Below are 24616 nucleotides of genomic sequence, written 5' to 3' on the forward strand. Positions count from 1 at the left end.
GATTATTGGAACCCGCCGATGCGCTTGAGGTCGCCGAAATTCATCCAGACGAAAAAGGCCCTGCCCACGATGTTCTTGTCAGGCACGAAGCCCCAGTAGCGCGAATCGAGCGAGTTGTCGCGGTTGTCGCCCATCATGAAATAGTGGCCCGGCGGCACCTTGCACACCACGCCCTCAACACTGTAGCGGCAATTTTCCCGGTTCGGGAACGCCATGATTTCGGCTTCCGAAAGGCCGGCACGTCGGCCCTCGTCGTTGAGCAGCATGTGCCTCTTGCCGCCCAGGTCCTCGGAATACTGCTTGAGGTAGCGCATCGCCTCCTCGTCGAAATAGTCGGGCTCTGCCCGCTTGCTGACAGGCTGGCCGTTGATGGTGAGCTTCTTGTTGAGATAGGCCACTTCGTCGCCCGGCACGCCGACCACGCGCTTGATGTAGTCCATGCTCGGCTTGGGCGGGTAGCGGAACACCATCACGTCGCCGCGAGCTGGCGGGGTGCCTTCGGTCATCTTGGTGTTGATGACGGGCAGGCGCAGGCCGTAAGTGAACTTGTTGACCAGGATCAGGTCGCCCGTGAGCAGCGTGGGCATCATCGAACCGGAGGGAATCTTGAAGGGCTCGACCAGGAAGGAGCGCAGCAGGAACACTGCCAGGATCACCGGGAAGAGGCCCGCCGTCCAGTCCAGCCACCACGGCTGCATGAGCAGGCGCTCGCGCGCCTTGGGGTCCGTGGTGTCGACCTGGGTGATGCCCTGGCGGTTCAGCTCTTCGCGCCGTTGAGCCAGGGCGATCTCCAGCGCCTCGGCCGTTTTCCGGCGACGCGGAAGGAAATAGAGGCGCTCGGCCAGCCAGTACAGGCCCGTGACCACGGTGGCAAGAAACAGAAGCAGTGCGAAGTTGCCTTCGACGGCACCGAAGTACCAGGCACCGATATATCCAACGAAAGCCGCAAGGATCAGGGAGGTGAGAAATGCCATCGATGCCGTGTTCTTAGTCTTCGACCTGCAGGATGGCGAGAAAGGCCTCTTGCGGGACCTCGACCGAGCCGATCTGCTTCATTCTTTTCTTGCCCGCCTTCTGCTTCTCGAGAAGCTTGCGCTTGCGGGTGATGTCGCCGCCGTAGCACTTGGCGAGCACGTTCTTGCGCAGGGCCTTGATTGTCTCACGCGCGATGATGTTGGCCCCGATGGCGGCCTGGATCGCGACGTCGTACATCTGGCGACTGATGATCTCGCGCATCTTGGCAACGACCGCCCGGCCGCGGTACTGGCTCTGGCTGCGGTGCACGATGATCGACAGCGCGTCGACCTTGTCGCCGTTGAGCAGGATGTCGACCTTGACGACGTCCGACGCGCGGTACTCCTTGAACTCGTAGTCCATCGACGCGTAGCCCCGGCTGACCGACTTCAGCTTGTCGAAGAAGTCGAGCACGATCTCGCCCAGCGGCATCTCGTAGGTCAGCATGACCTGGCGGCCGTGGTAGGCCATGTTCATTTGCACGCCGCGCTTCTGGTTGGCCAGGGTCATCACCGAGCCGACGTATTCCTGCGGCATGTAGAGATGGACCGTCACGACCGGCTCGCGGATCTCCGCCATGCGGCCGACGTCGGGCATCTTCGACGGGTTCTCGACCATGATCACCTCGCCGTCGTTCTTCACGACCTGGTAGACCACGCTGGGGGCCGTCGTGATCAGGTCCTGGTCGAACTCGCGCTCCAGGCGCTCCTGCACGATCTCCATGTGCAGCAGGCCCAGGAAGCCGCAGCGGAAGCCGAAGCCCAGTGCCTGGGACACCTCCGGCTCGTAGTGCAGCGAGGAGTCGTTGAGTTTGAGCTTCTCCAGCGCGTCCCGCAGCGAGTCGTACTCGCTCGCCTCGGTTGGGTAGAGGCCGGCGAACACCTGCGGCTGGATTTCCTTGAAGCCCGGCAAAGCCTCGGTGGCGGTCGCGGCCGCACCGCCGCTGCCGGTCTTGATCTGCGTGACCGTGTCGCCTACCTTCGCGGCCTGCAGCTCCTTGATGCCGGCGATGATGAAGCCCACCTCGCCCGCCTCGAGCGACTGGCGCGTCTCGGCTGCCGGAGTGAAGACCCCGAGGCTGTCGGCGTTGTAGCTCGCACCCGAGGCCATCATCTTGATGCGGTCGCCCTTCGCCAGGCGGCCGTCCACCACGCGCACCAGCATCACCACGCCCACGTAGGCGTCGAACCAGCTGTCGACGATCATCGCGCGCAGTGCCGCATCGGGATTGCCGCGCGGCGGCGGCACCTTGGCCACGATGGCCTCGAGAATCTCGTCGATGCCCATGCCCGTCTTCGCAGAGCACGGAATCGCATCGCCGGCGTCGATGCCGATCACGTCCTCGATCTCGGCCTTCGCGTTGTCGGGGTCGGCTTGCGGCAGGTCCATCTTGTTGAGCACCGGCACCACCTCGACACCGAGATCGAGTGCGGTATAGCAGTTGGCCACCGTCTGTGCTTCGACGCCCTGGCTCGCATCGACAACGAGCAGCGCGCCTTCGCATGCGGACAGCGAGCGACTCACTTCATAAGAGAAGTCGACGTGACCCGGCGTGTCGATCAGATTGAGGTTGTAGACCTGTCCGTCGCGTGCCTTGTAGTGCAGTGCCGCAGTCTGCGCCTTGATGGTTATCCCACGCTCTTTCTCGATATCCATCGAGTCGAGGACCTGCGCTTCCATCTCGCGCTCGGCGAGGCCTCCGCAACGCTGGATCAAGCGATCTGCGAGCGTCGACTTGCCATGGTCGATGTGCGCAATGATTGAAAAATTTCTGATGTGATTCATCAACGGGAACGCTTAAGTACTTGAAATGGCTCGTGCGCAGCAGGCGACAGGCAAGAAAAAAGGGCGCGTCCCCAAGAGACGCGCCCTGAACCAACAAGCAATGGCAACTGCAGTAGTTGGAACTTCATTGTAGGCAAAAAGGGGGGCGCGTACAGCCGGGCCTGGGCCTCGGATCGGTCGTTGCAGGTCAGCAACATGGTACTTATTAACAGCTTATCAACACAATCGGTGGACCAGTTCCTTAACAACTTGTGGGCGATCTGTGGAGCACCGGTGGGTGACATGCGGGAATCCCGCATCGTGGAGAAGCTTCGGCGGCTTATGCGCCGTGGAGGCTCCCTCGGCGTCCTATTCTACCGAAAAGTGTCATTAGCCCTCCAATAAGTTAGCGATCGCCAACCAATCGAGGCGACTCAGCGACGTCAAAATTTTTTTGCTCGGGGTTGCAGGAACACCAAAAGGGGTCGGAAAAAAGGCCCCAAACCCGACTGCGGGATGGGGCCACTTGACGCCAGACGCCGTTCAGCGTGAGGGGCGAATCAGGGCGTACTGCGCCCAGTCGCCGCGGCGGAAAAGCACGCTCACGGGCTTGCTCTTGTCAGCCTTTACCAGCGCAGATTCGAACTCCTTGGCGTTGGCGATCTCGGTGTTGTTGACGGCCAGGACGATGTCCCCCTCGCGCAGGCCGGCGCGGGTCGCTGCCTCGGTGGCCGAATCGATCTTCACCCCGCCCTTGAGCTTGAGCTCTTTCTTTTGCGCCTCCGTGAGGTCGCTGACGGCGAGGCCCAGCGACTTGGCAGCGGCTGAGGCCGACGGCTTGCTGGTCGGTTGCTCCTCGCGCTCGGCCGTCCGCGCCGGCTTGTCAGGCTCGATCTCGGCGATCGTCACGCTCAGGTCGCGCGAATTGCCGCGCCGGAACACGGTGACCGTGCTCTTGGTGCCGGGCTTGGTGTTACCGACGAGGCGCGGCAAATCGCTGGGCTTGTCGATGGCCTTGCCGTCGAAACGGGTGATGATGTCCCCGGGCTCGATGCCGGCCTTCTCGCCCGGCGAGCCCGCCTCGACCCCGCGCACCAGGGCGCCCTGGGCCTTGCCTAAGCCGATGGATTCGGCTACATCCTTCGTGACTTGGTCGATCTGAACACCGATGCGTCCGCGCGAAACCCGACCGTTCGTGCGGAGTTGGTCGCTCACGCGAATCGCCTCGTCGATCGGAATCGAGAAGGAGATGCCCATGAAGCCGCCCGAGCGCGAATAGATCTGGCTGTTGATTCCGACCACCTCGCCGCGCATGTTGATCAGCGGCCCGCCGGAATTGCCCGGGTTGATAGCGACGTCGGTCTGGATGAAGGGCAGGTAGTCGCCGGTGTCACGCTGCTTCGCGCTCACGATGCCGGCGGTCACGGTATTCTCGAGGCCGAATGGCGAGCCGATGGCCATCACCCATTCGCCGACGCGCAGCTTGGAGATGTCGCCAACCTTGACGGCCGGGAGCCCGGTGGCATCGATCTTCACGACCGCAACATCGGTGCGCTTGTCGGCCCCGATGATCTTCGCCTTGAATTCGCGCTTGTCGACCAGCGTCACCATGACCTCGGATGCGCCGTCGACCACGTGGGCGTTGGTCATCACGAAGCCGTCGGACGTCAGGATGAAACCGGAACCCACGCCCCGCGGCCGCTCCTCCTCCTGCGGCGCCTGGGGCCGATTCGGGCGCGGGCCCTGGCGCGGGATGTTGGGCATGGGCTGGCCGAAGAAGCGGCGGAAGAACTCCTGCATCTCCTCGTCCATCTCACCGCTGCCGCCGCGCTGCGTCACCTTCTCGACAGTCCGGATATTGACCACCGCCGGGCCGACCTGATCGACCAGATCGGTGAAGTCGGGCAGCACGCGCGCCTGGGTCTGCGCACTGGCGGGGGCAACCGGCAGCAGTGCAGCGCCGGAGGCGAGCATGAATGCCCCGGCCAAGAAGAATGAGCGGATCCTGTTCCTCTCGGTTCTGAACATCATCGCTTCCTTTTGGAGAACACTTAAAACATCGATATGGCGACTCAACGCGCACGCACAAGACTCTGCGCGAACCCATCGAGCGTCTGAGGAGGAACTTCGCCGACCGCGGTCAGCCACCAGTCGCCATCCTTGTTCGTCAGCTTGCGCGTCAGCGTGTAGGTGGCGCCGAGTGCGAGCAGGACTTCCCGAGGCTGACGTTTGGCGTCGTAAGGCTCCACGAAGAGCGAGACCGTTGCCAGGCCATCAGAGAAAATCCACTGCATCGTGTGCCCTTGCTCGCCGCCCGCCGCAGCGCCCATCGCGCGCCTGTAGCAACTGACAGGCTTGAAACCGGCGATGGGGGCTCGCAGGTCCCAACCCTCCTTGAGAGGCGTGCTGCGCTCGAGCTCGGATTTCTCTACCTTGTAGCCGGCGGTGCTGGCCATCATCTGCGCCAACGCCTGCGCTTTGACTGGTGCATCGAGCTGGAGTTCAGAAAAGGCAGACTGTTCGATCACACGGTTCTCGCCATCGAGGGTCTGCAACTTCACAACCAGGCCCGAGCGCCGCTCGCTCCAGATGCGGTAGCCGAAACGCAGGCCGTCGCGCGGCTCCAGCTGCACCACGTCGGCATCGAAGCCTGCGACGCGATCCTTGCCCACGACGCGTGCACCATAGTAGTTGCCGATCGCGGAGTCGGGCGCACCGAGCAGATTCGGAAACAGTTCGAGGTTCTCGCGCTTCTCGCTCTTGACGATCTTCGTCTCGGGCAGGAAGGTCATCACATGGTTGTTGCGCCTGAAGGTCGAGCGCGGCGGCCCGGACAGCACCTCGACGCGCTCGAACTGGAGGTCGCCTTCGCAGACATGCCAGATGCGGGCACTCGACAAGTTTCCGCCGGCAGCCGAAACGACGAAGGTCCCTGCATAGGACCGCTGGCGGGATGCTGTATGCATTCGCTGCAGCCACTCGACCACGCTCAGCGTCGGCGCCTCGCCGCCCACCGCGCTGGTCGCCCCTTTGACCGACGGCGAGGACGCCCTGCTCTGCGCCACGACCATCGGTGCAACGCATAGCGCCGCAACCAGGACCACCGCGCCACTCGCGGACATCGGCATCGAGACAGTCATTGGGGCAGCTGCGGACGCACGATCATCAACGCGACGGCCTGTCAAAGGTCGCATTGCGCAGGAAGCCGGACGGCATCTGGGAGGCGCCGCCCGCTTGCTGGTGCGCTTCAAGCAACTGGTCCAGGCGGGGATCGCGCAGCATGACCTGCGGATGCCCATTGCCCACCACGACTCGCATCGGCATCAGCACAGATGCGCCCTGCGGCGCGGACCCGTTGGCGGCGAGCACCGAGCCCGAGCTCTGCTGTTGTTGCTGCTGCGCCAATTGCGCCGCCGGCTGAGGACCGGCGCCCCCGACCCAGTTCCAGCCGATGGCTGCCGCCGCTGCGAGCGATGCTGCACCGGCCACGAGTTTCCATCGGAACACCGGCTCGTTGGCGGCTTCGGCGCGACGCAGCGCGGGCATTGCCGCGACATCCGGCGCAAGCACTGGAATGGAGGGCTCCGCCGCCAGTCGTTGCTGGAGCCGCGAGAGGAACTGCGAGCTGTCGCTGCACGCGGTATGGACGCCGGACCGCAGGACATCCCCGACGACATGGTAGGCATGCCAGGTCGCACGCAAGTCGTCGCTACCGCAGACCTTGTCGATCACCTGGGCGAACTCGTCATCTCGCAAATGCCCGTCGGCGAGTGCGGAAATCTGCTCATGGACCATGGTTATGTGCTTCATCTTGTTCACCTGCTACCAACGTTTGCCGGACTGGTTGTCCAGCAACGGTTTGACTCGGGCCGAAATGGCTTCGCGCGCCCTGAAAATCCGCGAGCGCACCGTCCCGATAGGACAATTCATGACCTCGGCGATCTCTTCGTAGCTCATGCCTTCGATCTCGCGCAACGTGACCGCCTGCCTCAGCTCTGCGGGCAGGGCCTCCATCGCTGCTTCGACGGCGGCCGCGATTTCATTGGCGGCCAGCACGGATTCGGGCGTCTCGTCGGTGGTTGGTTCGTTTCCTGGCCGGTAAGTTTCATCATCCTCGTCGGAAGACGAACGCAGCGTGCTTTCGGTTACGGTCGGATCGCGCTTCATGTCCACCAGGGCCTTCTTGGCCGTATTGACAGCGATGCGGTACAGCCACGTGTAGAACTGCGCTTCGCCCCTGAACTGGTGCAGGGCGCGATAGGCGCGGATAAAGGTCTCCTGCGCGATGTCCTCGACCAGGTTCACGTCCCGCACCATGCGGCCGATGAGCCGCTCGATCCGGCGCTGGTATTTGAGGACCAGCAATTCGAACGCCTTCTGATCGCCCGCGACCGTGCGCTGGACCAGTTGGAAGTCGACCTCCCCGGCTCCGGGCGCGACAGTCGGCGCATTGGTCAGACCGGCGTCGGGCGGCACGGGCGGCGGAGCTGCGGTCATGAAAGAGGATGTTGCGCGCCCATGGGCGCGGACCGGGCGTCAGTCAGGGCCTGGCTGGCCCGAATGGGGCGCGAATATACCGCACGGCGCAAGTTCAGCCAGCGCTCGGGCATGGTGCGCCGCTCGAGCCAGACCCACCCGCTAGCGCCCCCGCTGTGGGTAATCCGCACGAGAAGCCAGGACTGGCCATCGAGGGCCACCCGCGCTCGAGCCGCCTGCAAGCCCGTCGCGCCCCGGATCGACCAGCGCGAGCCGTCGAAATCCAGCACATCGGACGAAGCACGACGGGGCGAGCCTCTCCATGCAGCCACGCCCGTTCCGATCAAGCAGAGCACCAGCAGCCCGGCGCGCCAGTCTACCTGGCCCAACCGAGCGCATGCCGCAACCGCGCAGCACGCGCCGCTGATCCAAAGGAGGAGCAAGAGCCAGTCCGCAATACGCGAACGCCCCACCGGGTAGCTCACCGACGGGGCGCCGTGCATGGGTCCTGGGAATTCAAGCGCGCTTGAACACCAGCGTGCCGTTGGTGCCGCCGAACCCGAAGTTGTTCTTCACCGCGACGTCGATGTTGAGATCGCGCGCCTCATTGGCGCAGTAGTCGAGATCGCACTCCGGATCCTGATTGAAGATGTTGATCGTCGGCGGGCTCTTCTGATGGTGGATCGCCAGCACGGTGAACACCGACTCGATGCCCCCGGCACCTCCGAGCAGGTGGCCGGTCATGGACTTGGTCGAATTCACCACCAGCTTCCCGGCTTGCTCGCCGAAGGCCTTCTTGATCGCGTTGGTCTCGTTGAGGTCGCCGAGCGGCGTCGAGGTACCGTGCGCGTTGAGATACTGGACCTGGTCGGGGTTGACGCTGGCGTTGTTCAGCGCCGCCACCATCGAGCGACGCGGCCCATCGACGTCCGGAGCGGTCATGTGGAAGGCATCGGCGCTCATGCCGAAGCCGGCGACTTCCGCGTAGATCTTGGCGCCGCGTGCCTTGGCTCGCTCGTATTCTTCAAGCACCACCACCCCCGCGCCCTCGCCGAGCACGAAGCCGTCACGGTCGCGATCCCACGGGCGCGAGGCGGTGGCCGGGTCGTCGTTGCGTGTGGACAGCGCGCGAGCCGCGGCGAAGCCGCCGATGCCGAGCGGCGAAACCGTGGACTCGGCACCGCCGGCGATCATCACATCGGCGTCGCCATACTCGATCATGCGAGCAGACGTGCCGATCGCATGCAAACCGGTGGTACAGGCCGTCACGATCGCGATGTTAGGCCCCTTGAAGCCGTAGTGGATCGACACATGGCCGGATATCATGTTAATGATCGACGCGGGCACGAAAAACGGGGAGACGCGGCGCGGACCGCGGTTGGTCAGCTCGGCATGCGTCGCCTCGATCATGGGAAGCCCCCCGATGCCCGAACCGATGTTGCAGCCGATGCGAACGGCGTCTTCGTGGGACAGCGCATCGCCGGTCGGCAGACCGCTGTCCTGCACCGCTTGCATCGCAGCGGCCAAGCCGAGATGGATGAAGCGATCCATGTGGCGCGCTTCCTTCTCGGCGATGTACCGGGTGATGTCGAAGCCCTTCACCTCGCCCGCGAACTTGCATGCGAAAGCGCTCGCATCGAAGCTGGCAATGGTGTCGATGCCCGATTTTCCAGCGAGCAGATTGGCCCAGCACTCGGCGACGGTATTTCCGACAGGGGCAATGCAACCGAGTCCGGTCACAACGACGCGGCGTTTGGTCATGCCGGCAAACCTTTCTGGAGGCACTGAGACCATCGGACGGCCTGCACGATCATGGCGGCCGCGAACCGATGCGGGAACCCAGTGTGGCCGATATCAGGCCTTTTGATTCTTGGTGGCGTAGTCGACGGCGTTCTGGACGGTCGTGATCTTCTCGGCGTCTTCGTCGGGGATCTCGATGCCGAATTCGTCTTCGAGTGCCATCACCAGTTCGACCGTGTCGAGCGAGTCTGCACCGAGGTCCGCGACAAAAGCCTTCTCGTTGGTGACCTGGGACTCTTCAACGCCGAGTTGCTCGGCAATGATCTTCTTGACACGTGCTTCGATATCGCTCATTTGGTTCCCTCTAAGGGTTGTAGGTAATCGATGATTTTAGCCGGCCGGATCATGGCGTTTGGCCTTGGCCCAGCCGGCAAAGGAATTGCTTCTCGCGTTCACATATGCATGCCGCCATTGACATGCAACTCCTGCCCTGTCACATAGGCGGCCTGAGGCGAGGCCAGGTAGGCGACGGCATGGGCGATATCCGCCGGCTTGCCGAGGTGGCCGAGTGGGATCTGCGCCAGCAGCGCCTGCTGCTGGGCTTGGGGCAGGTTGGCGGTCATGTCGGTCTCGATGAAGCCGGGCGCGACACAGTTGACCGTGATGTTGCGACTGCCAAGCTCGCGTGCCAGCGCACGGGTCATGCCCGCGACACCGGCCTTGGCGGCGGCATAGTTGGCCTGGCCGGCATTGCCCGCCGCGCCGACCACGCTGGTGATGCTGATGATGCGGCCGTAGCGCTGCTTCATCATGGGACGGATCGCCGCGCGCGAGAGGCGGAAGACGGCCTTGAGATTGGTGTCGAGCACTGCATCCCAATCCTCGTCCTTCAGTCGCATGGCCAGCATGTCGCGCGTGATACCGGCGTTGTTGACCAGCACATGGATCGCACCATAGGCCCTGACGATCTGATCGATCAACGCCTCGACCGCCGGGCCGTCGTTCACGTCGAGCGCCAAGCCGCGTCCGCCATGAGCGCCGAGTGCGGAGGTAATCTTGTTGGCGCTCTCCTCGGTGGTGCCGGTGCCGATGACCTGCAGGCCACGATGCGCCAGTTCGAGCGCGATCGCCGCCCCGATGCCGCGCGAGGCACCGGTGACCAGAGCCACCTGGCCCTCGAATTTGGGAATACTCATGGGAGATGAATGTTGAGGCAAGCTGCTCAGGTGCCGAGCAGTTGCTGGGTTTCCGCCCGGGTCGCCGGGTCGTAGACAGAGGCCGCGACGAGCTCGGGCGAAATGCGCTTCGCCATTCCGGCGAGCACCTTGCCGGGCCCGCATTCGACGATGACCTCCACGCCGCGCGCCTTCAGCGCCAGCACGCTTTCGACCCAGCGCACGGGGCCCGCGGCCTGGCGCACCAGGGCATCGCGGATCCGGTCGGCGTCGGTTTCCACCGCCACGTCGATATTGTTGAGGATCGGGATCTGCGGCGCCGCCAGGCTCACCGATGCCAGCCGCTGGCGCAGGGCTTCGGCCGCGGGCCGCATCAGGCTGGAGTGGAAGGGGGCCGATACCGGCAAGGGGAGCGCCCGCTTGGCACCTTGGGCCTTGAGCACTTCACAGGCCTTGTCGACCGCGGCCTTGCTGCCGGCGATCACCGTCTGCATCGGGTCGTTGAAGTTCACGGCCTCGACGATCTCCGCACTGCCGGGCCCGTAGCCGGCGGTCACCTCTGCGCAACCTGCCTTCACCTTTTCCGCGTCCATGCCGAGGACCGCCGCCATCGCACCCGCGCCGACCGGCACGGCCTGCTGCATCGCCTGGGCGCGAAAGCGCACCAGCGGCGCCGCCTGCGCCAGGGTGAGCACGCCCGAAGCGACGAGCGCGGAGTACTCGCCCAGTGAATGGCCGGCGACCAGCGCCGGCTCGGCACCACCCTCAGCCAGCCAGGCCCTCCAGGCGGCGACGCCAGCCACCAGCATTACGGGCTGCGTGTTCGTAGTGAGGCCCAGCGCTTCCTTGGGGCCCTCGCGGATCAGGCGCGCGACATCCTCGTCCAGCGCATCGGAGGCTTCGCGCAGCGTCTCGATCACGGCCGGGTGATCACCCCAGGCATCAAGCATGCCGACCGCCTGCGAGCCCTGGCCCGGGAATACGAAAGCGAAGGATTTCATTATTGCGTCTCCGTTGCGCGCCTCGCCGCGGGGGGCGGCGCGTCGCACTACATAGTCAACAACACCGCGCCCCAGGTGAAGCCACCGCCAACGCCTTCGAGCATGACTGTGTCACCCTTCTTCACCTTGCCCGCACGGACTGCCTCGTCCAACGCCAGCGGAATGGAGGCGGCGGAGGTGTTGCCGTGCTCGTTGACGGTCACGACCAGCTTCTCGAGCGGGAGCTTGAGCTTTCGCGCGGTGCCTTCCATGATGCGGATGTTGGCCTGATGGGGGATCAGCCAGTCGATCTCCGTGTTGGCCTTGCCGGCCTTCTGCAGGCAGGCGCGCGCCGCCTCCTCCAGTACGCGGACAGCCAGCTTGAACACGGCCTGCCCGTCCATATGGAGCAGCGGCGTGCCGAGCACATTGCCACCCGAGACATGACCGGGCACGCAAAGAATGCCAACGTGCCTCCCGTCGGCATGCAGATCGCTGGCGAGGATACCGGGCTCGGTGCTGGCCTCGAGCACCACCGCGCCGGCGCCATCGCCGAACAGCACGCAGGTAGTGCGGTCGTTGAAATCGAGGATGCGCGAGAACACTTCCGCACCGATGACCAGCGCGCACTTGGCGCTGCCCGTGCGGATCATCGCGTCCGCCACCGTCAATGCATAGACAAAGCCGCTGCACACGGCCTGCACGTCGAAGACAGGGCAGCCGGCAATGCCCAGCTTGTTCTGAAGGATGGCTGCCGACGAAGGAAACACCATGTCAGGCGTCGAGGTCGCAACGATGATCAGGTCGACTTCGGCAGCGCTGCGGCCAGCAGCCTCGAGCGCCTGCTTGGCGGCGTGAACGCCCAGATCGCTGCTGGTCACCTCGGGTGCAGCGAAGTGGCGGGCACGGATGCCCGTTCGCTCGACGATCCACTGATCAGAGGTTTCGATGCCACGCACCGCGAGTTCGCGGGCGAGGTCGTCGTTGGTCACTCGACGCGGCGGCAGGTAGCTGCCGGTGCCGGTGATGCGTGAAAAAAGAGTCATCAAACGTGGAGCGCCGCCGTGTCGACCGGCGTCGCCGGCTCTTGCCGCGCGAGCAGTGGCGCGGCGTGGGCGATGCGGGCCCGCACGCGATCGAGCAGGTTGTTGCGAGCGGCATCATAAGCGCGATCGAGCGCATGACCGAAAGCCACTTCATCCGCAGAGCCATGGCTCTTGAATACCAGCCCACGCAGCCCGAGCAGGGCAGCGCCGTTGTACCGGCGATGATCCAGGCGACGCTTGAGGGCTTTTAGAACCGGATAGGACACAATCGCGGCGAATTTGCTGAAAATACTGCTCGAATACTCGACTCGAAGGAAGTCGACGATCATCGCCGCCACGCCTTCCGTGGCCTTCAATGTGACGTTGCCAACAAACCCGTCACAGACGACGATATCGGTCGTCCCCTTGAAGATGTCATTGCCCTCGACGTTGCCGTAGAAGTTCAGGTCGTCGGAGCTTGCGGCCTTTCTCAACAGTTGGCTGGCTTTTTTGATAGTTTCGCTACCTTTTATTGCTTCCTCGCCCACATTGAGCAGCCCGACCGAGGGCGACTCATTGCCCGTCAGCGCTGAGACAAGCGCAGAGCCAAGGACGGCGAATTGCAGAAGGTCTTCTGCGTCGCAATCCACGTTCGCGCCGAGATCAAGTACCGTGGTTGCCCCGCCCTTGCTGTTGGGCAGTTGGGGCGCGATGGCCGGCCGGTCAATTCCCTCGAGCGTCTTGAGCAGGTAGCGTGCAATGGCCATCAACGCGCCAGTATTGCCCGCCGAAACCGCGGCCTCGGCAGCGCCATCCTTCACCTGCTGGATCGCGACGCGCATCGACGAGTCTTTTTTCTTCCGCAGCGCGACCTCGACGGGGTCGTCCATGCCAACAACTTCGCTGGCACCTATGATCCGGGCGCGCGGGTGCGAAAAATCGGCGAGCGCGGCGGGCGCGCCAACCAGAAGCAGCGACGCCTCGGCGTGGCGCTCGAGAAAAGCCCGACAGGCCGGGAGCGTGACGCGCGGCCCATGATCCCCGCCCATGCAATCGACGGCCAGCGTGATCGCGCGGGGTGCGGACGTTACGGAGTCGGAAAACGCAACCATCAAAACAAAGGCCCGACGCTACGCCAAAAGTAGCTTCGGGCCTTCAGCCTTGAAACAGCAGATCAGGCTTCTGACTTGGTCTTGAGCACCTTGCGGCCGCGATAGAAGCCGTTGGGGCTGATATGGTGGCGCAGGTGCGTCTCGCCGGTGGTCGGCTCGACAGCCAAGCCCGGAACGCCCAGTGCGTTGTGGGAACGATGCATGCCGCGCTTGGACGGCGACTTCTTGTTTTGCTGGACAGCCATGCTGGCTCCTGAAAATGTTCGGGTGAGTGGGTGGGCACGCGCTCGACCGTGGGCTCTGGCGGCCCTTGCCGTCCCTCGACCACATGCAAAGGGCGGCGCGCGCGAAGCCCGTGATTATAGCTCCATCGAAGCACCAGATGCCAGTCCCTCGACTTCACGCCTACTTCCGCTTGTCCGACCGCAAGCTGCCAAGCACGGCGAAGGGGTTGGGGCGAGCGGCCTCGGCGGTGTCGAACTCGGGGTCCACTGCGGACAGCTTCACCGGCTCCGGGCAATGTTCGTGGCGCGGTGTAACAGGGATCTCCATCAGCAATTCATCCTCGATCAAGGCATGCAGATCGAAATCTCGGCTGGAAACGAGCACATCCTCCTCGGATTCCTCGTCTTCGACAGCCGCCGTGCCTTCGTCCGCGACGAATCGAAACCAGCGGTCAACTTTCAACTCGACATCCACAGGCGTCAGGCACCGCTGGCAAACCAGCGGCACCGTGCTCGATGCGCTCAGATGCAGCCAGGGCACCGGGGCTTCCGCATGCCCGTTGCGCTCAGTGCCGACGGCCTCCCAGCGCACGCGCGAATCGGCTGCGGGGCTGGCGAGTTCCGCGCTCAAGCGCGTATAGGCCTGGACGGGCTCCTCGCCCGAAAGCGTCGCGGCTGCCTCGGCGAAGCGGTTCACGTCGAGCCTGCCGGGGGTGAATTCTCTGCTCATCGTCGCCAGTCTAAACCGCTCACGCACAATCATGGGCCATGCAACGCCCCGTGATTCTTGCCTCGACCTCGCGATATCGCCGCGAGTTGTTCGCCCGCCTGCTTCTGCCCTTCGACGTCCATCCCCCCGGTGTCGACGAAAAACCACTGCCCAAGGAGTCGCCAAGCGCCCTGGCCGAGCGACTCGCCCTCGAAAAGGCCGTGGCGGTGGCGCGCCGCTTTCCGGAGGCGGTGGTGATCGGCTCCGACCAGGTGGCCGACCTGGCCGGCGAGCCGCTGGGCAAGCCCGGAGACCACGCCCGCGCGACAGCCCAGCTACGGCGCATGCGCGGCCAAACCCTGGTGTTCCAGACCGCCGTCGCCGTGGTCTGCCAAGCCACCGGGTTCAGCCAGCGCGAGCTCGCTCCCGTACGGGTCGTCTTCCGTAATTTCAGCGACGCGGCGATCGAGCGCTATTTGCTGGCAGAGCAGCCGTACGACTGCGCAGGCAGCGCCAAAAGCGAAGGCCTCGGCATCGCGCTGCTGGACGCCATCGACAGCGACGATCCGACGGCGCTGGTGGGCCTGCCCTTGATCCGCACCGCCAACATGCTGCGCGCCGCAGGGATCGATCTGCTGTGAGCCGAGGCAAGCTCTATCTGGTTCCGGCACCGCTGGATTTCGGATGCGACATGCAGGCCGCACTGCAGGAGGTGGTGCCGCTCGGCACGCTGCAGGCCGCCGCCAGCATCACCCATTGGATCTGCGAAAACGCAAAATCGGCACGCGCCTATCTCAAGCGCATCGATGGCGTCGTGCCGCTCGCTGCGCCACTGCAGATGCAGCAGATCCAGGAGTTGCCGCGCGAAGTCCACAAGAAGGGCGACCACCAGGCGGGCCAGTTCGATGCGCGCCCGCTGCTCACCGCGGCGCTGGCCGGCGCCGATATCGGGCTGCTGAGCGAGGCCGGCATGCCGGCTGTTGCCGATCCGGGCTCGTCCGTTGTGCGCGCAGCCCACGAACTGGGCATCGCGGTGGTGCCTCTCACCGGGCCAGTGTCGCTGCTGCTCGCGCTCGCGGCCAGCGGACTCAACGGCCAGAATTTCGCCTTCGTCGGCTATCTGCCGCAGGAAGCCGAGGCCCGGGTGCAGCGCATCCGCGAGCTCGAATCGCTCGCGCTGCGCACCGGCCAGACCCAACTCTTCATCGAAACGCCCTACCGCAATGCAGCCCTGCTGCAAGCCTTGATGCAAACACTCCAGCACAACACGCGACTCGCGGTGGCCCGTGGCTTGACGCTTGCGAGCGCCGACATCCGTAGCGAGCCGGTGAAAGCCTGGCGCGCCAAGCCTACCGGCACCGACGACCGCATGCCCGCCGTATTTGCGATCGGACGCTAGGCGTGTCTGCGACCGTCATGCAGCCGTCCGCGCGTACGCGTTGGGCATCGCGCGTGCAGTTCTTTGCCTCGGGCTTCATCTTCGCCACCTGGGGCGTGCATATCCCGACAGTAAAAGCCCAATACGGCGTCACGGAGGCTGAACTCGGTCTGGCCCTGCTCGCAGCCGGCATCGGCGCCCTGCTCGGCCTCACGCAGGCGAGCCGGTGGATCGGCCGCTACGGCGCACGTACCACGGCCGGCCCCTGCGGGGCCATCTACGCCCTGCTGCTCGCCGGCCTGCTGGTCATGCCGGGCTATGCCGCATTGCTGGGCCTGTTGGCGGCTTTCGGTATCGTCACCAGCGTGTTCGACGTGGCGATCAACACCGAAGCCGCAGAGCTCGAGCTGCGCAACGGGCACCCGCTCATGAGCGGGATGCACGGCATGTTCAGCCTGGGCGGCATGGCCGGCGCGGTGACCGGGAGCGCGGCGCTGGCCGCGGGCATGGCACCGCAGGCGCATCTGACGCTCGTGGCGAGCGCAGTGGCAGTGATGGTCGCATTTGCCGCCCAGTGGATGCTGCCCCGCGAGGCCACCGCTTTCGCCGCCAACAACGAAGGCTTCCGCCTGCCCCGCGGCGCCCTCGTGATCCTCGGCGTGCTGGCCGCGCTGGGGCTGATCGCTGAAGGCGCGATCTACGACTGGAGCGTGCTCTATCTCAAGCAGGAGCTGGGCAGTCCACAACAGCAGGCCGCCCTCGCCTACGCCAGCTTCTCCGCTGCCATGGCCGCGACGCGCTTCTGCGGCGACGCGATGCGAGCGCGCTTCGCGCCGGCCGTGCTGCTGCGCGGTAGCGCCCTGCTGGCCGCTGCCTCCATGACACTGGTCCTGCTGACCGATGCCCCATGGCTGGCGCTGGTCGGCTTCGCGGGGGTGGGGGCCGGATTCGCGAACGTGGTGCCGATCCTGTTCGCGGCTTCGGCGCGCGTGCCGGGCGTCGAGCCGGCGCGCGGCATCGCTGCGGTTTCGGCGGCGGCCTATCTGGGCTTCATGGCGGGGCCGCCTGTGATCGGCTTCCTGGCCGAGGTCAGTTCGCTGACCGCAGCGCTCTATGTCGTGGTGGCCTTCGCCGTGGGTCTCGCGGCGTCGGCGCGCTGGGCCGACCCGGCCTGATCAGCGCAGCGCGGGCGCGCTGCGCATCGCACGCACCGAAGCATCGCCGAGCGCCGCGCCGAATTTCTTGGCCAGCTTCTCGGCCACGTTGTCGCGGCGGGTGTAGTCAATGACTTCCTCTGCCTTGACGACCTCACGTGCGACGAAGTCGACATTGCCGAGCTGATCGGCGAGCCCGAGATCCACCGCCTGCTGTCCGCTCCAGAACAGGCCGCTGAACAAGCCCGGCGTCCCGGTCTTCAGCCGATCGCCCCGGCCTTTCTTGACCACGTCGATGAACTGGGCGTGGATCTGCTCGAGCATCTGCTGCGCATGCGCACGCTGGGCATCGCTCATCGGGCTGAAGGGATCGAGGAAGCCCTTGTTCTCGCCGGCCGTCAGCAGCCTGCGCTCGACACCGACCTTTTCCATCAGCCCCGTGAAGCCGAAGCCGTCCATCAGCACGCCGATGCTTCCGACAATGCTGGCCTTGTCGACGAAGACCTTGTCGGTCGCCGCAGCGATGTAGTAGGCCGCCGAGGCGCAGGTCTCCTCGACTACCGCGTACACCGGCTTGTTGTGCTTGGCCCGTAGGCGGCGGATCTCGTCGTTAATGATGCCGGCCTGCACCGGGCTTCCGCCGGGCGAATTGATCAGCAGCACGACGCCCTTGGCGCCCTCGTCCTCGAAGGCGGTCTTCATCGCCGCCACCACGAACTCTGCGCTTGCATCGGCGCCGTTGGCGATCTCGCCCTTGATCTCGACGACCGCCGTGTGCGCGGTGGTTTTGGCGGTGGTTGGCGTGCCGCGCGAGACGACCAGCCAGACCAGGAAGATGAAGAAGGCCAGCCAGCTCAGCCGGACGAAAGTCTTCCAGCGTCGTGCGGCCTGCTGCTCGCGCAGGCTGGCGAAGGCGAGCTTCTCGAGCGTCGCACGCTCCCAGCCGGGCTGCTGCGTCGGATCATTCCTGGAGCTGCTGTGCGCCGGCCTGGCGCGCTCGAAAGGCTCGAAACCCTCGGGTTCCGTGCGGTGGGGGTCGGTCATGTCAGAAAGCCAGGGGTTGGAGGTTCCAGGCAGTATGCCAGTGCACCACGCCGTCCCGTTCGCTCAGCGCGATCTTCACCAGGCCGCCGCGGCAGGGGCCGCCGGCGCATTCGCCGGTGTCCGGCCTGTAGACGGCGCCGTGGGTCGCGCACAGCAACCATTGGCCGCTGTCGTCGAAGAATCGGTCGGGCTGGAAGTCCAGCTCCATCGCCACGTGGCTGCAGCGATTCAGGTAGGCATGCACCTGCCCTTCGTAGCGGACCGCGAAGGCCCGGCAGGTCTGGCCGCCGTGAACCACGTCGAAGGGCACGGCACGACCACCCTCGACCAGATCGGCCGCATTGCACAGGGGAATGCTTTCGCTCATTTCCCGATTTTCACGCGTTGTCGAGCAGCCATTGCATCAGGCCGGACACCGAGTGCGCCACGTACAGAGGCTGCAGCGCGTCGAAAGTGTCAGGCTCGTGCGCGCCGTAGCTCACGCCCACGCTCGCACAGCCGGCGTTGATCGCGAGCTGCAGATCATGGGTGGTGTCGCCGATCATGAGGGTGCGCTCTGGCGGCACCTCCAGTTCCTCCATCAGCTCGAGCAACATGCGCGGATGCGGCTTGCCGAAGGTCTCGTCGGCCGTGCGCGAGGCGTCGAAGCGCTCGCGCAGCGCGACGGTGGCCAGGGCTTCGTTCAGTCCGCGCCGCGACTTGCCGGTGGCCACCGCCAGCTTGTGTCCACGGTTTTGGAGCGCATCGAGCAACGGCAGAACGCCGTCGAAGAGCACGAGGTCGTCCTGATGCTTGAGATAGTGGTACCGGTAGCGAACCCCAAGTTCAGCGTATTTCTCGCGGGGCACATCGGGCGCTGCGCGAGCCAGCGCCTCGGCCAGGCCCAGGCCGATCACCCAGGCGGCGTCGTTTTCGCTCGGCCTGGCGCCACCGACGTCGACCACTGCGGCCTGGATGCAGCGCACGATGAGACGGGTGGAATCGTAGAGGGTGCCGTCCCAATCGAAGGCGATCAGGTCGAAGCGGCGTGGGCGGCTGTCAGTCATGGGTCACGGGCGTAGCGGAAACGGCGAGCGCATCGAGCGCGACCTGGGGCATCAGCGCGCGCAGCTCGGGCGGCAGCTCCGCCTGCAACGCCATGCGCTCGCCGCTCGCGGGATGGGTGAACTCGAGGCGCCAGGCGTGCAGGAACATGCGCTTGAGGCCGAGCTTCTGCAGCGCGCGGTTACGCTCGAAGACGCCGTACTTGTCGTCGCCGGCGATCGCATGGCCGCCGGAGGCGAGGTGGACGCGAATCTGGTGCGTGCGGCCTGTCTTGATGGTGACGGCGAGCAGGGAAAAGGCCGCCGGCTCGATCGGCAGCGAAACCCGCGCCAGCACCTTGACCAGTGTCACGGCCCGCATGGCGTCGGGATGGTCCTTGGCGACAACGCGCACACGCCGCTCGCCGGGCTCGGAGGATCCCGGTCGGCTCGGCAGCAGATAGCGTGCAAGTGGTGCGTCGAGCACCTTCTTGTTCGCCGGCCAGTGGCCCTCGACCAGCGCCAGGTAGGTCTTGCCGGTCTCCCGCTCGCGAAACTGGTCCTGCAAGCCCGTCAAGGCGCTGCGCTTCTTGGCCACCAGCAGGATGCCTGAGGTCTCGCGGTCCAGCCGGTGCACGAGCTCCAGGAAACGAGCCGCGGGCCGCGCCATGCGAAGCTGCTCGATCACGCCGGAGCTCACCCCGCTGCCGCCGTGGACCGCCACGCCAGCCGGCTTGTCGATCGCAAGCATGGCATCGTCCTCGTACAGCAAGGGGAATTCGCGCGCGGGCGGAGGCTGCGATCCGCCCTCCTCCACCGCCCGTGCGGCCATCCGCAACGGCGGCAGTCTCAGCACGTCGCCCGCTTCCAGCCGCGTCTCGGCCTGCGCCCGGCCCTTGTTGATGCGCACCTCGCCGGACCGGATGATCCGGTACACATGCGTCTTGGGGACGCCTTTGAGCTCCCTGAACAGGAAGTTGTCGAGTCTCTGACCCGCAAATTCAGCATCGACTGTCAGAAAGCGAACTTCTGCTGCCGCGGGGCTTGCCGTCGCACCTATAATGTTTTTCACCAGCGCGGTCTTGTAAGTGCTTGATTGAACAGAAGTTTAGAGCACGACCGGCAGCGTTGCGAGGTCGATGCCGCTTGGGCGTTGAATCTGCAGGCCACGCGCAAACGTGCAAGGCGGCAGCCGCTCCATCCAAGCCAAGCCGACGCCCACGAAACACCGATACGGAATACCAGCCGGCAGGCAACAGGCTGCCGGCGGATCGAAGCGAGTCCCTTTGTGTTGATGCTGTTGATTCAACTGTGCCTACGCTGGCTGATGCCGGCGCCTTCGGGCATTGAGTCATCGGTTGCGCCTGTTTCCACCGCGCCAGTTGCCATCGAAAACATGGCAAGTCAACATCACATCGGGCTCGCGCCCATCCACGCGCCCCCACCCTTGCTGCGATTGAGCTGACGCTCAATTCAGGTGGCGTGCGCTCGCACACCGCCGGCATCCGGGGTCAAGCGGCAATTCCTCCTTCGTTTCGCGAAGCGTCGTCCGTGCATCGTGGGTCCGTCATGGACCGGTGAGAACGACAGATACGACAAAAGGAAACGCATCATGAAGCGGATGCTGATCAACGCCACGCAGGCAGAAGAACGCCGCCTGGCCATCGTCGACGGGCAGAAGCTCCTCGACTACGAAATCGAGATCGAAGGACGCGAACAGCGCAAGGGCAACATCTACAAGGCGGTCGTGACGCGCGTCGAGCCGTCGCTGGAGGCCTGCTTCGTGGACTACGGCGAGGATCGGCATGGCTTCCTTCCGTTCAAGGAAATCTCCAAGCAATATTTCGCCGAAGGCGTGTCTGCCAGCCAGGCGCGCATCCAGGACGCCATCAGGGAAGGCCAGGAACTGGTGGTCCAGGTCGAGAAGGAAGAGCGGGGCAACAAGGGTGCGGCCCTGACCACCTTCATCTCGCTGGCTGGCCGCTACGTGGTGCTGATGCCCAACAACCCGCGCGGCGGCGGCGTCAGCCGGCGCATCGAGGGTGACGACCGCGCCGAACTCAAGGAGGCGATGGACCAGCTCGAGTACCCCAAGGGCATGAGCATCATCGCGCGCACCGCTGGCATCGGCCGCGCCGCGCCCGAGCTGCAGTGGGACCTGAACTACCTGCTGAAGCTGTGGGCCGCGATCGACGGCGCCGCCAAGGGCGGCAAGGGTGCCTTCCTGATCTACCAGGAGTCGTCGCTGGTGATCCGGGCGATTCGCGACTACTTCAACCACGACATCGGCGACATCCTGATCGACACCGACGACATCTACGACCAGGCGCAGCAGTTCATGGCGCACGTGATGCCGGAACATGCGCAGCGCGTGAAGCGTTATCGCGACGACGCCGCCCTGTTCAGCCGCTTCCAGATCGAGCACCAGATCGAGTCGGCCTATGCCCGCACGGTGCAACTGCCCAGCGGCGGTGCGATCGTGATCGACCACACCGAGGCGCTGGTCTCGGTGGACGTGAACTCGGCGCGGGCCATCAAGGGCGGCGACATCGAGGAGACCGCCACGCGCACCAACCTCGAAGCCGCCGACGAAGTGGCGCGCCAGATGCGCCTGCGCGACCTGGGCGGCCTGATCGTCATCGACTTCATCGACATGGACGAGTCGAAGAACCGCCGCGAGGTCGAAAGCCGCCTGCGCGACGCGCTGCGCCAGGACCGCGCGCGCGTCCAATTCGGCTCGATCAGCAAATTCGGCCTGATGGAGATGAGCCGTCAGCGCCTCAAGCCTGCCCTCTCCGAAGGCTCCTCGATCCCTTGCCCCCGCTGCGGCGGCTCGGGCCACATCCGCGACACCGAATCGAGCGCGCTGCAGATCCTGCGCATCATTCAGGAAGAGTCGATGAAGGACAACACCGCCGCCGTGCACGTGCAGGTACCGGTGGAGGTCGCCTCCTTCCTGCTCAACGAGAAGCGCCCGGAGATCGCCAAGATCGAGCTCAAGCAGCGCGTCACCGTGCTGATGGTGCCCAACAAGACGCTGGAGACGCCCAACTACAAGCTGGAGCGGCTGAAGCACGACGACCCGCGTCTCGATCACATCGAGGCGAGCTACAAGATGGCCGACGAGATCGAGGATCCGACCTCGGTCACGCGGCGCTCGCAGGAGCCCACCAACCGTCAAACCCCGGTAATCAAGGGTGTGCTGCCCGACGCGCCGGCACCGGTGGTGGCGCCCAAGCCCGAAGCGGTGCAACCGCCCGCGGCAGCGCCCGCGCCCGTGGCGCCGCAACCCGTGGCCGCGCAGGAACCATCGGAAGCAGGCTTCTTCGGCTGGATCAAGCGACTGTTCGGTCCGGCTCCTGCGCCGGCACCCGCTCCGGCGGTCATTCCTGTCGAAGCGCCAAAGCCGCGCCGTGAAGGCCGTGGCGGTCGCGACGGCGAAACGCGCACCGCGCGAGAAGGCGAGCAGCGCCGCACCGGACGCGGCGAAGGCCGAGGCGGTGAACGCCGCGGCGGGCGCACCGGCGAGCGCCGTGAAGGCGAGCGCCGCGAAGGACGCGAAGCGCGCGGTGAGGCGCGCAACGACGCCCAGACCCGCGAGCCGCGCGAGCCGCGCGAGGCACGCGCACCGCGCGACGGCGAACGGCGCGGCCGTGGCGAGCGGCGCGAGAACGAGCCCCGCCAGACGCCGGCCGACGCCGAGATCCAACTCGACACCCAAGCGCTTGCCCCGAACGGACCGGCGGGCGAGGAAGGGGCGCCTCCGGCAGAACGTACGCCACGCGGACGCGGCGAGCGCCGGGAACGCGGCGAACGCGGCGCCGATGCCGTGCGCGATGCCGGCAGCGATGCCGCCCAGCCGGATGCCGAGCGCGGCGCACGCAGTGGCCGCGAGGAACGCGCTCCTCGCGGCGAGCGCGGCGAAGGCCGACGCGAACGCCGCGGCGAGGGGGCTCCGCGCACGACCGAAGCCTCTCCCGCAGCGCAAGCCCTGGCCGCCGACAGCGCCGCTGATGCGGCGACCGGGGATGGTGCACCGCGCCGCGAGGGTGACGAACGCCGCGGCCGCTCGCGTGACCGCTATGGCCGCGATCGTCGCGAACGCGGCCAGCGCGAAGAAGCCGATGCCGGTGTGGCGCTGCAGCCGCTCGAAGCTGCCGACGCGAACGGCGCAGCCGAGCTCGATGGCCTGCCCGAGGCGCCTGCCGAGAGACCGGCGGCGACCTTCGCCCCCATCGTCGTCGACGCGCCGGCCGTGCGCACGCGCGCGCTGCCGAAGATCCAGCCCTACGAGTTGCCGACGGACGAACTCGCCCAGATAGCGGAGGGCTCCGGCCTGCAGTGGGTGAATTCGAACGCCGAGCGCGTGGCCCAGGCTCGCGCTGCGATCGCAGCGGAACCCCGACCAGTCCATGTGCCGCGCGAACGGCCGCCGGCGACCGTGCTCGATGAAGGGCCGCTGATCCTCGTTGAAACGCGTCGCGATCTGGGAAGCATGGTGCTGCCGTTCGAGGAGCCTCTCCGCGAACCCGGGGTACGCCAGTAGAAGGCCGCGGCAGCGGGACCAATCGCCTGCTTCCTTTCCCTCGGCGCCGCCGAGGGGCGCCTCAAGGCCGCGTCAGAAATGGCGCGGCTTTTTGCCTTGTGCGCAGGCTTGCCGCCACGCCGCAGACACGCATTGCAGGCGTTGTCCTACGTCCGCCGGTGTAATTCCTTCTTGTTCAGAGCGGCATACTCTATGCATGCTGCAGCGCAACAGCACAAACCCGGCAAGAAACCAGTTAACTACGTCACAAAAACCTGAGCGGCGTTTGGAAACAACAGACAAACGTCAACTCTCGTTAACATGTTGTCATACAAAAGCACTACACTCTATGCTCGATGCTGCGTCGCATCAGGGCTGCGGGGACGCTCTTGGTAGAGGGCGAAGCTTACGCCGTTTGGCAAGCGATGTACGTCTTTTGTTCACAAGACAAACGGCTCATCTTGTGTTCAAATTCTTGCGAATAGTAGTAAAGCGTTACAGCTGCCGCGCTCTTGGCTTGAGGCAGCACATACCCGTCACCGGGGGAATATTCAATGTTTCGTTCCGACTCAACCGCACACGGCAACGTGGTTCGACGCTATACCCCCGGGGGCGGGCCTTCGGCGTCTCCCATCTACGTGCAACCGCGCAGGCTCGGCTTGCTGGAGCGCGCTGCGAAGCGCAGCATCGACATCGTGGGTGCGCTGACTTTCTTCATTCTCTTCGGCCCACTCTATTTGCTGGTAGCGCTCTGCGTAGGCATCAGCATGGGCCGTCCCGTGCACTTCTGGCAGCACCGTCTCGGTGAGAACGGGCAGCGCTTCCGCTTCTACAAGTTCCGCTCAATGGTGCGCGATTCCGAACACGTGCTCGACGAGTTCTTGAGCCGCAACGACATGGCGCGCACCGAATGGGACACTTTCCAGAAGCTGGAGAAGGATCCGCGCATTACGCCGATCGGCCAGTTCATCCGCAAGTTGAGCCTCGACGAGTTGCCGCAGTTCTGGAATGTGCTCAAGGGGGACATGAGCCTGGTCGGCCCGCGTCCCTGCATGGAGCGGCAACGCACCCTCTACGGCAAGGGCTGGGAGCACTACTGCGCGATGCGCCCTGGCATCACCGGCCTGTGGCAGGTGAGCGGCCGCAACCGGCTGTCCTATGCCCGACGCGTCGAGCTCGACGTGGAGTACGTCAGCAACTGGTCGCTCTGGCTGGATATCAAGATCCTGTTGAAGACGGTGCGCACCGTGATCACCGGCGACGGGTCGAGGTAA

General features: G+C 65.3%; 23 protein-coding genes. 5 read left to right on the plus strand and 18 right to left on the minus strand.

The features are described 5' to 3' along the window. Nucleotides 1-2: 2 nt before the first annotated feature. The 14 genes from lepB to E5P3_RS23605 form a co-directional block, all read right to left on the minus strand. Nucleotides 3-974, minus strand: a complete 972-nt coding sequence (gene lepB / locus E5P3_RS23540; RefSeq protein WP_162588163.1) for a signal peptidase I — start codon at nucleotides 972-974, stop codon at nucleotides 3-5. Nucleotides 975-987: 13 nt separating this feature from the next. Then, the gene (gene lepA / locus E5P3_RS23545; RefSeq protein WP_162588164.1) at nucleotides 988-2799 is read right to left on the minus strand and encodes a translation elongation factor 4; all 1812 of its coding nucleotides are present in this window, start codon (nucleotides 2797-2799) and stop codon (nucleotides 988-990) included. Between the two features lie 522 nt (nucleotides 2800-3321). Beyond that, a complete protein-coding gene (locus E5P3_RS23550) occupies nucleotides 3322-4809 on the minus strand; it encodes a DegQ family serine endoprotease (protein WP_162588165.1) in 1488 nt (495 codons plus the stop codon). 41 nt (nucleotides 4810-4850) lie between these two features. Continuing rightward, on the minus strand, nucleotides 4851-5918 hold the full coding sequence (locus E5P3_RS23555) for a MucB/RseB C-terminal domain-containing protein (RefSeq protein ID WP_162588166.1): 1068 nt from the start codon (nucleotides 5916-5918) through the stop codon (nucleotides 4851-4853). A gap of 25 nt (nucleotides 5919-5943) precedes the next feature. Further along, nucleotides 5944-6588 (minus strand): sigma-E factor negative regulatory protein, encoded by a 645-nt coding sequence (locus E5P3_RS23560; RefSeq protein ID WP_162589825.1) that lies wholly within the window; start codon nucleotides 6586-6588, stop codon nucleotides 5944-5946. 12 nt (nucleotides 6589-6600) lie between these two features. Next, nucleotides 6601-7275 (minus strand): RNA polymerase sigma factor RpoE, encoded by a 675-nt coding sequence (gene rpoE / locus E5P3_RS23565; RefSeq protein ID WP_162588167.1) that lies wholly within the window; start codon nucleotides 7273-7275, stop codon nucleotides 6601-6603. A 495-nt stretch (nucleotides 7276-7770) separates the two neighbouring features. Continuing rightward, entirely contained in the window at nucleotides 7771-9015 is a 1245-nt protein-coding gene (fabF, locus tag E5P3_RS23570) for a beta-ketoacyl-ACP synthase II (RefSeq protein WP_162588168.1), read from the minus strand. 93 nt (nucleotides 9016-9108) lie between these two features. Continuing rightward, entirely contained in the window at nucleotides 9109-9348 is a 240-nt protein-coding gene (gene acpP, locus E5P3_RS23575) for an acyl carrier protein (RefSeq protein ID WP_007830471.1), read from the minus strand. A gap of 98 nt (nucleotides 9349-9446) precedes the next feature. After that, entirely contained in the window at nucleotides 9447-10190 is a 744-nt protein-coding gene (gene fabG / locus E5P3_RS23580; protein WP_162588169.1) for a 3-oxoacyl-ACP reductase FabG, read from the minus strand. Nucleotides 10191-10216: 26 nt separating this feature from the next. After that, nucleotides 10217-11170 carry an ACP S-malonyltransferase gene (gene fabD, locus E5P3_RS23585; RefSeq protein ID WP_162588170.1) on the minus strand — a complete coding sequence of 318 codons (954 nt, stop codon included), beginning with the start codon at nucleotides 11168-11170 and terminating at the stop codon, nucleotides 10217-10219. A gap of 47 nt (nucleotides 11171-11217) precedes the next feature. Then, entirely contained in the window at nucleotides 11218-12195 is a 978-nt protein-coding gene (locus E5P3_RS23590; protein WP_162588171.1) for a beta-ketoacyl-ACP synthase III, read from the minus strand. After that, a complete protein-coding gene (plsX, locus tag E5P3_RS23595) occupies nucleotides 12195-13286 on the minus strand; it encodes a phosphate acyltransferase PlsX (RefSeq protein ID WP_162588172.1) in 1092 nt (363 codons plus the stop codon). The genes E5P3_RS23590 and plsX overlap by 1 nt, the downstream gene beginning before the upstream one ends. A gap of 62 nt (nucleotides 13287-13348) precedes the next feature. Next, a complete protein-coding gene (rpmF, locus tag E5P3_RS23600; protein WP_068678319.1) occupies nucleotides 13349-13531 on the minus strand; it encodes a 50S ribosomal protein L32 in 183 nt (60 codons plus the stop codon). A 160-nt stretch (nucleotides 13532-13691) separates the two neighbouring features. Further along, nucleotides 13692-14240 carry a YceD family protein gene (locus E5P3_RS23605; protein ID WP_162588173.1) on the minus strand — a complete coding sequence of 183 codons (549 nt, stop codon included), beginning with the start codon at nucleotides 14238-14240 and terminating at the stop codon, nucleotides 13692-13694. Nucleotides 14241-14278: 38 nt separating this feature from the next. Between E5P3_RS23605 and E5P3_RS23610 the strand changes: the two genes are divergently transcribed. The 3 genes from E5P3_RS23610 to E5P3_RS23620 are packed head-to-tail and all read left to right on the plus strand — an operon-like array spanning nucleotide 14279 to nucleotide 16772. Then, complete coding sequence (locus tag E5P3_RS23610; protein WP_162588174.1) at nucleotides 14279-14860, plus strand: Maf family protein; 582 nt, start codon at nucleotides 14279-14281, stop codon at nucleotides 14858-14860. Nucleotides 14861-14910: 50 nt separating this feature from the next. Then, complete coding sequence (locus tag E5P3_RS23615; RefSeq protein WP_174263093.1) at nucleotides 14911-15618, plus strand: SAM-dependent methyltransferase; 708 nt, start codon at nucleotides 14911-14913, stop codon at nucleotides 15616-15618. 17 nt (nucleotides 15619-15635) lie between these two features. Continuing rightward, on the plus strand, nucleotides 15636-16772 hold the full coding sequence (locus E5P3_RS23620; RefSeq protein ID WP_162589827.1) for an MFS transporter: 1137 nt from the start codon (nucleotides 15636-15638) through the stop codon (nucleotides 16770-16772). On the opposite strand, the gene E5P3_RS23625 is transcribed toward E5P3_RS23620, so the two are convergent. The 4 genes from E5P3_RS23625 to E5P3_RS23640 are packed head-to-tail and all read right to left on the minus strand — an operon-like array spanning nucleotide 16773 to nucleotide 19889. Then, nucleotides 16773-17795 (minus strand): S49 family peptidase, encoded by a 1023-nt coding sequence (locus E5P3_RS23625; RefSeq protein ID WP_162588176.1) that lies wholly within the window; start codon nucleotides 17793-17795, stop codon nucleotides 16773-16775. It abuts the gene before it with no gap. Between the two features lies 1 nt (nucleotide 17796). After that, nucleotides 17797-18162 (minus strand): Rieske (2Fe-2S) protein, encoded by a 366-nt coding sequence (locus tag E5P3_RS23630; protein WP_162588177.1) that lies wholly within the window; start codon nucleotides 18160-18162, stop codon nucleotides 17797-17799. Between the two features lie 10 nt (nucleotides 18163-18172). After that, nucleotides 18173-18841, minus strand: coding sequence for an HAD-IIIA family hydrolase (locus E5P3_RS23635; protein ID WP_162588178.1), 669 nt, complete (start codon nucleotides 18839-18841; stop codon nucleotides 18173-18175). Continuing rightward, nucleotides 18834-19889, minus strand: a complete 1056-nt coding sequence (locus E5P3_RS23640; RefSeq protein WP_332107392.1) for an RluA family pseudouridine synthase — start codon at nucleotides 19887-19889, stop codon at nucleotides 18834-18836. The genes E5P3_RS23635 and E5P3_RS23640 overlap by 8 nt, the downstream gene beginning before the upstream one ends. 540 nt (nucleotides 19890-20429) lie before the next feature. On the opposite strand from E5P3_RS23640, the gene E5P3_RS23645 reads away from it, so the two are divergent. Beyond that, nucleotides 20430-23363: an Rne/Rng family ribonuclease gene (locus E5P3_RS23645; protein ID WP_162588179.1), complete on the plus strand. Its 2934-nt coding sequence runs from the start codon at nucleotides 20430-20432 to the stop codon at nucleotides 23361-23363. Between the two features lie 533 nt (nucleotides 23364-23896). Continuing rightward, nucleotides 23897-24616, plus strand: coding sequence for a sugar transferase (locus E5P3_RS23650; protein ID WP_162588180.1), 720 nt, complete (start codon nucleotides 23897-23899; stop codon nucleotides 24614-24616).

The organism is Variovorax sp. RA8, from assembly GCF_901827175.1.
GTDB lineage: Bacteria > Pseudomonadota > Gammaproteobacteria > Burkholderiales > Burkholderiaceae_C > Variovorax.

Bases quoted from the DNA above. Each gene is read 5' to 3' on its own strand.
- E5P3_RS23555 (WP_162588166.1), bottom strand. From the start codon at position 5,918: ATGACTGTCTCGATGCCGATGTCCGCGAGTGGCGCGGTGGTCCTGGTT.
- fabG (WP_162588169.1), bottom strand. From the start codon at position 10,190: ATGAGTATTCCCAAATTCGAGGGCCAGGTGGCTCTGGTCACCGGTGCC.
- E5P3_RS23605 (WP_162588173.1), bottom strand. From the start codon at position 14,240: ATGAGCAGAGAATTCACCCCCGGCAGGCTCGACGTGAACCGCTTCGCC.
- E5P3_RS23610 (WP_162588174.1), top strand. From the start codon at position 14,279: ATGCAACGCCCCGTGATTCTTGCCTCGACCTCGCGATATCGCCGCGAG.
- E5P3_RS23550 (WP_162588165.1), bottom strand. From the start codon at position 4,809: ATGATGTTCAGAACCGAGAGGAACAGGATCCGCTCATTCTTCTTGGCC.
- rpoE (WP_162588167.1), bottom strand. From the start codon at position 7,275: ATGACCGCAGCTCCGCCGCCCGTGCCGCCCGACGCCGGTCTGACCAAT.
- E5P3_RS23650 (WP_162588180.1), top strand. From the start codon at position 23,897: ATGTTTCGTTCCGACTCAACCGCACACGGCAACGTGGTTCGACGCTAT.
- E5P3_RS23615 (WP_174263093.1), top strand. From the start codon at position 14,911: ATGCAGGCCGCACTGCAGGAGGTGGTGCCGCTCGGCACGCTGCAGGCC.
- rpmF (WP_068678319.1), bottom strand. From the start codon at position 13,531: ATGGCTGTCCAGCAAAACAAGAAGTCGCCGTCCAAGCGCGGCATGCAT.
- lepA (WP_162588164.1), bottom strand. From the start codon at position 2,799: ATGAATCACATCAGAAATTTTTCAATCATTGCGCACATCGACCATGGC.
- acpP (WP_007830471.1), bottom strand. From the start codon at position 9,348: ATGAGCGATATCGAAGCACGTGTCAAGAAGATCATTGCCGAGCAACTC.
- E5P3_RS23630 (WP_162588177.1), bottom strand. From the start codon at position 18,162: ATGAGCGAAAGCATTCCCCTGTGCAATGCGGCCGATCTGGTCGAGGGT.
- E5P3_RS23645 (WP_162588179.1), top strand. From the start codon at position 20,430: ATGAAGCGGATGCTGATCAACGCCACGCAGGCAGAAGAACGCCGCCTG.
- E5P3_RS23590 (WP_162588171.1), bottom strand. From the start codon at position 12,195: ATGACTCTTTTTTCACGCATCACCGGCACCGGCAGCTACCTGCCGCCG.
- E5P3_RS23635 (WP_162588178.1), bottom strand. From the start codon at position 18,841: ATGACTGACAGCCGCCCACGCCGCTTCGACCTGATCGCCTTCGATTGG.
- fabF (WP_162588168.1), bottom strand. From the start codon at position 9,015: ATGACCAAACGCCGCGTCGTTGTGACCGGACTCGGTTGCATTGCCCCT.
- lepB (WP_162588163.1), bottom strand. From the start codon at position 974: ATGGCATTTCTCACCTCCCTGATCCTTGCGGCTTTCGTTGGATATATC.
- E5P3_RS23560 (WP_162589825.1), bottom strand. From the start codon at position 6,588: ATGAAGCACATAACCATGGTCCATGAGCAGATTTCCGCACTCGCCGAC.
- E5P3_RS23620 (WP_162589827.1), top strand. From the start codon at position 15,636: ATGCAGCCGTCCGCGCGTACGCGTTGGGCATCGCGCGTGCAGTTCTTT.
- E5P3_RS23625 (WP_162588176.1), bottom strand. From the start codon at position 17,795: ATGACCGACCCCCACCGCACGGAACCCGAGGGTTTCGAGCCTTTCGAG.
- plsX (WP_162588172.1), bottom strand. From the start codon at position 13,286: ATGGTTGCGTTTTCCGACTCCGTAACGTCCGCACCCCGCGCGATCACG.
- fabD (WP_162588170.1), bottom strand. From the start codon at position 11,170: ATGAAATCCTTCGCTTTCGTATTCCCGGGCCAGGGCTCGCAGGCGGTC.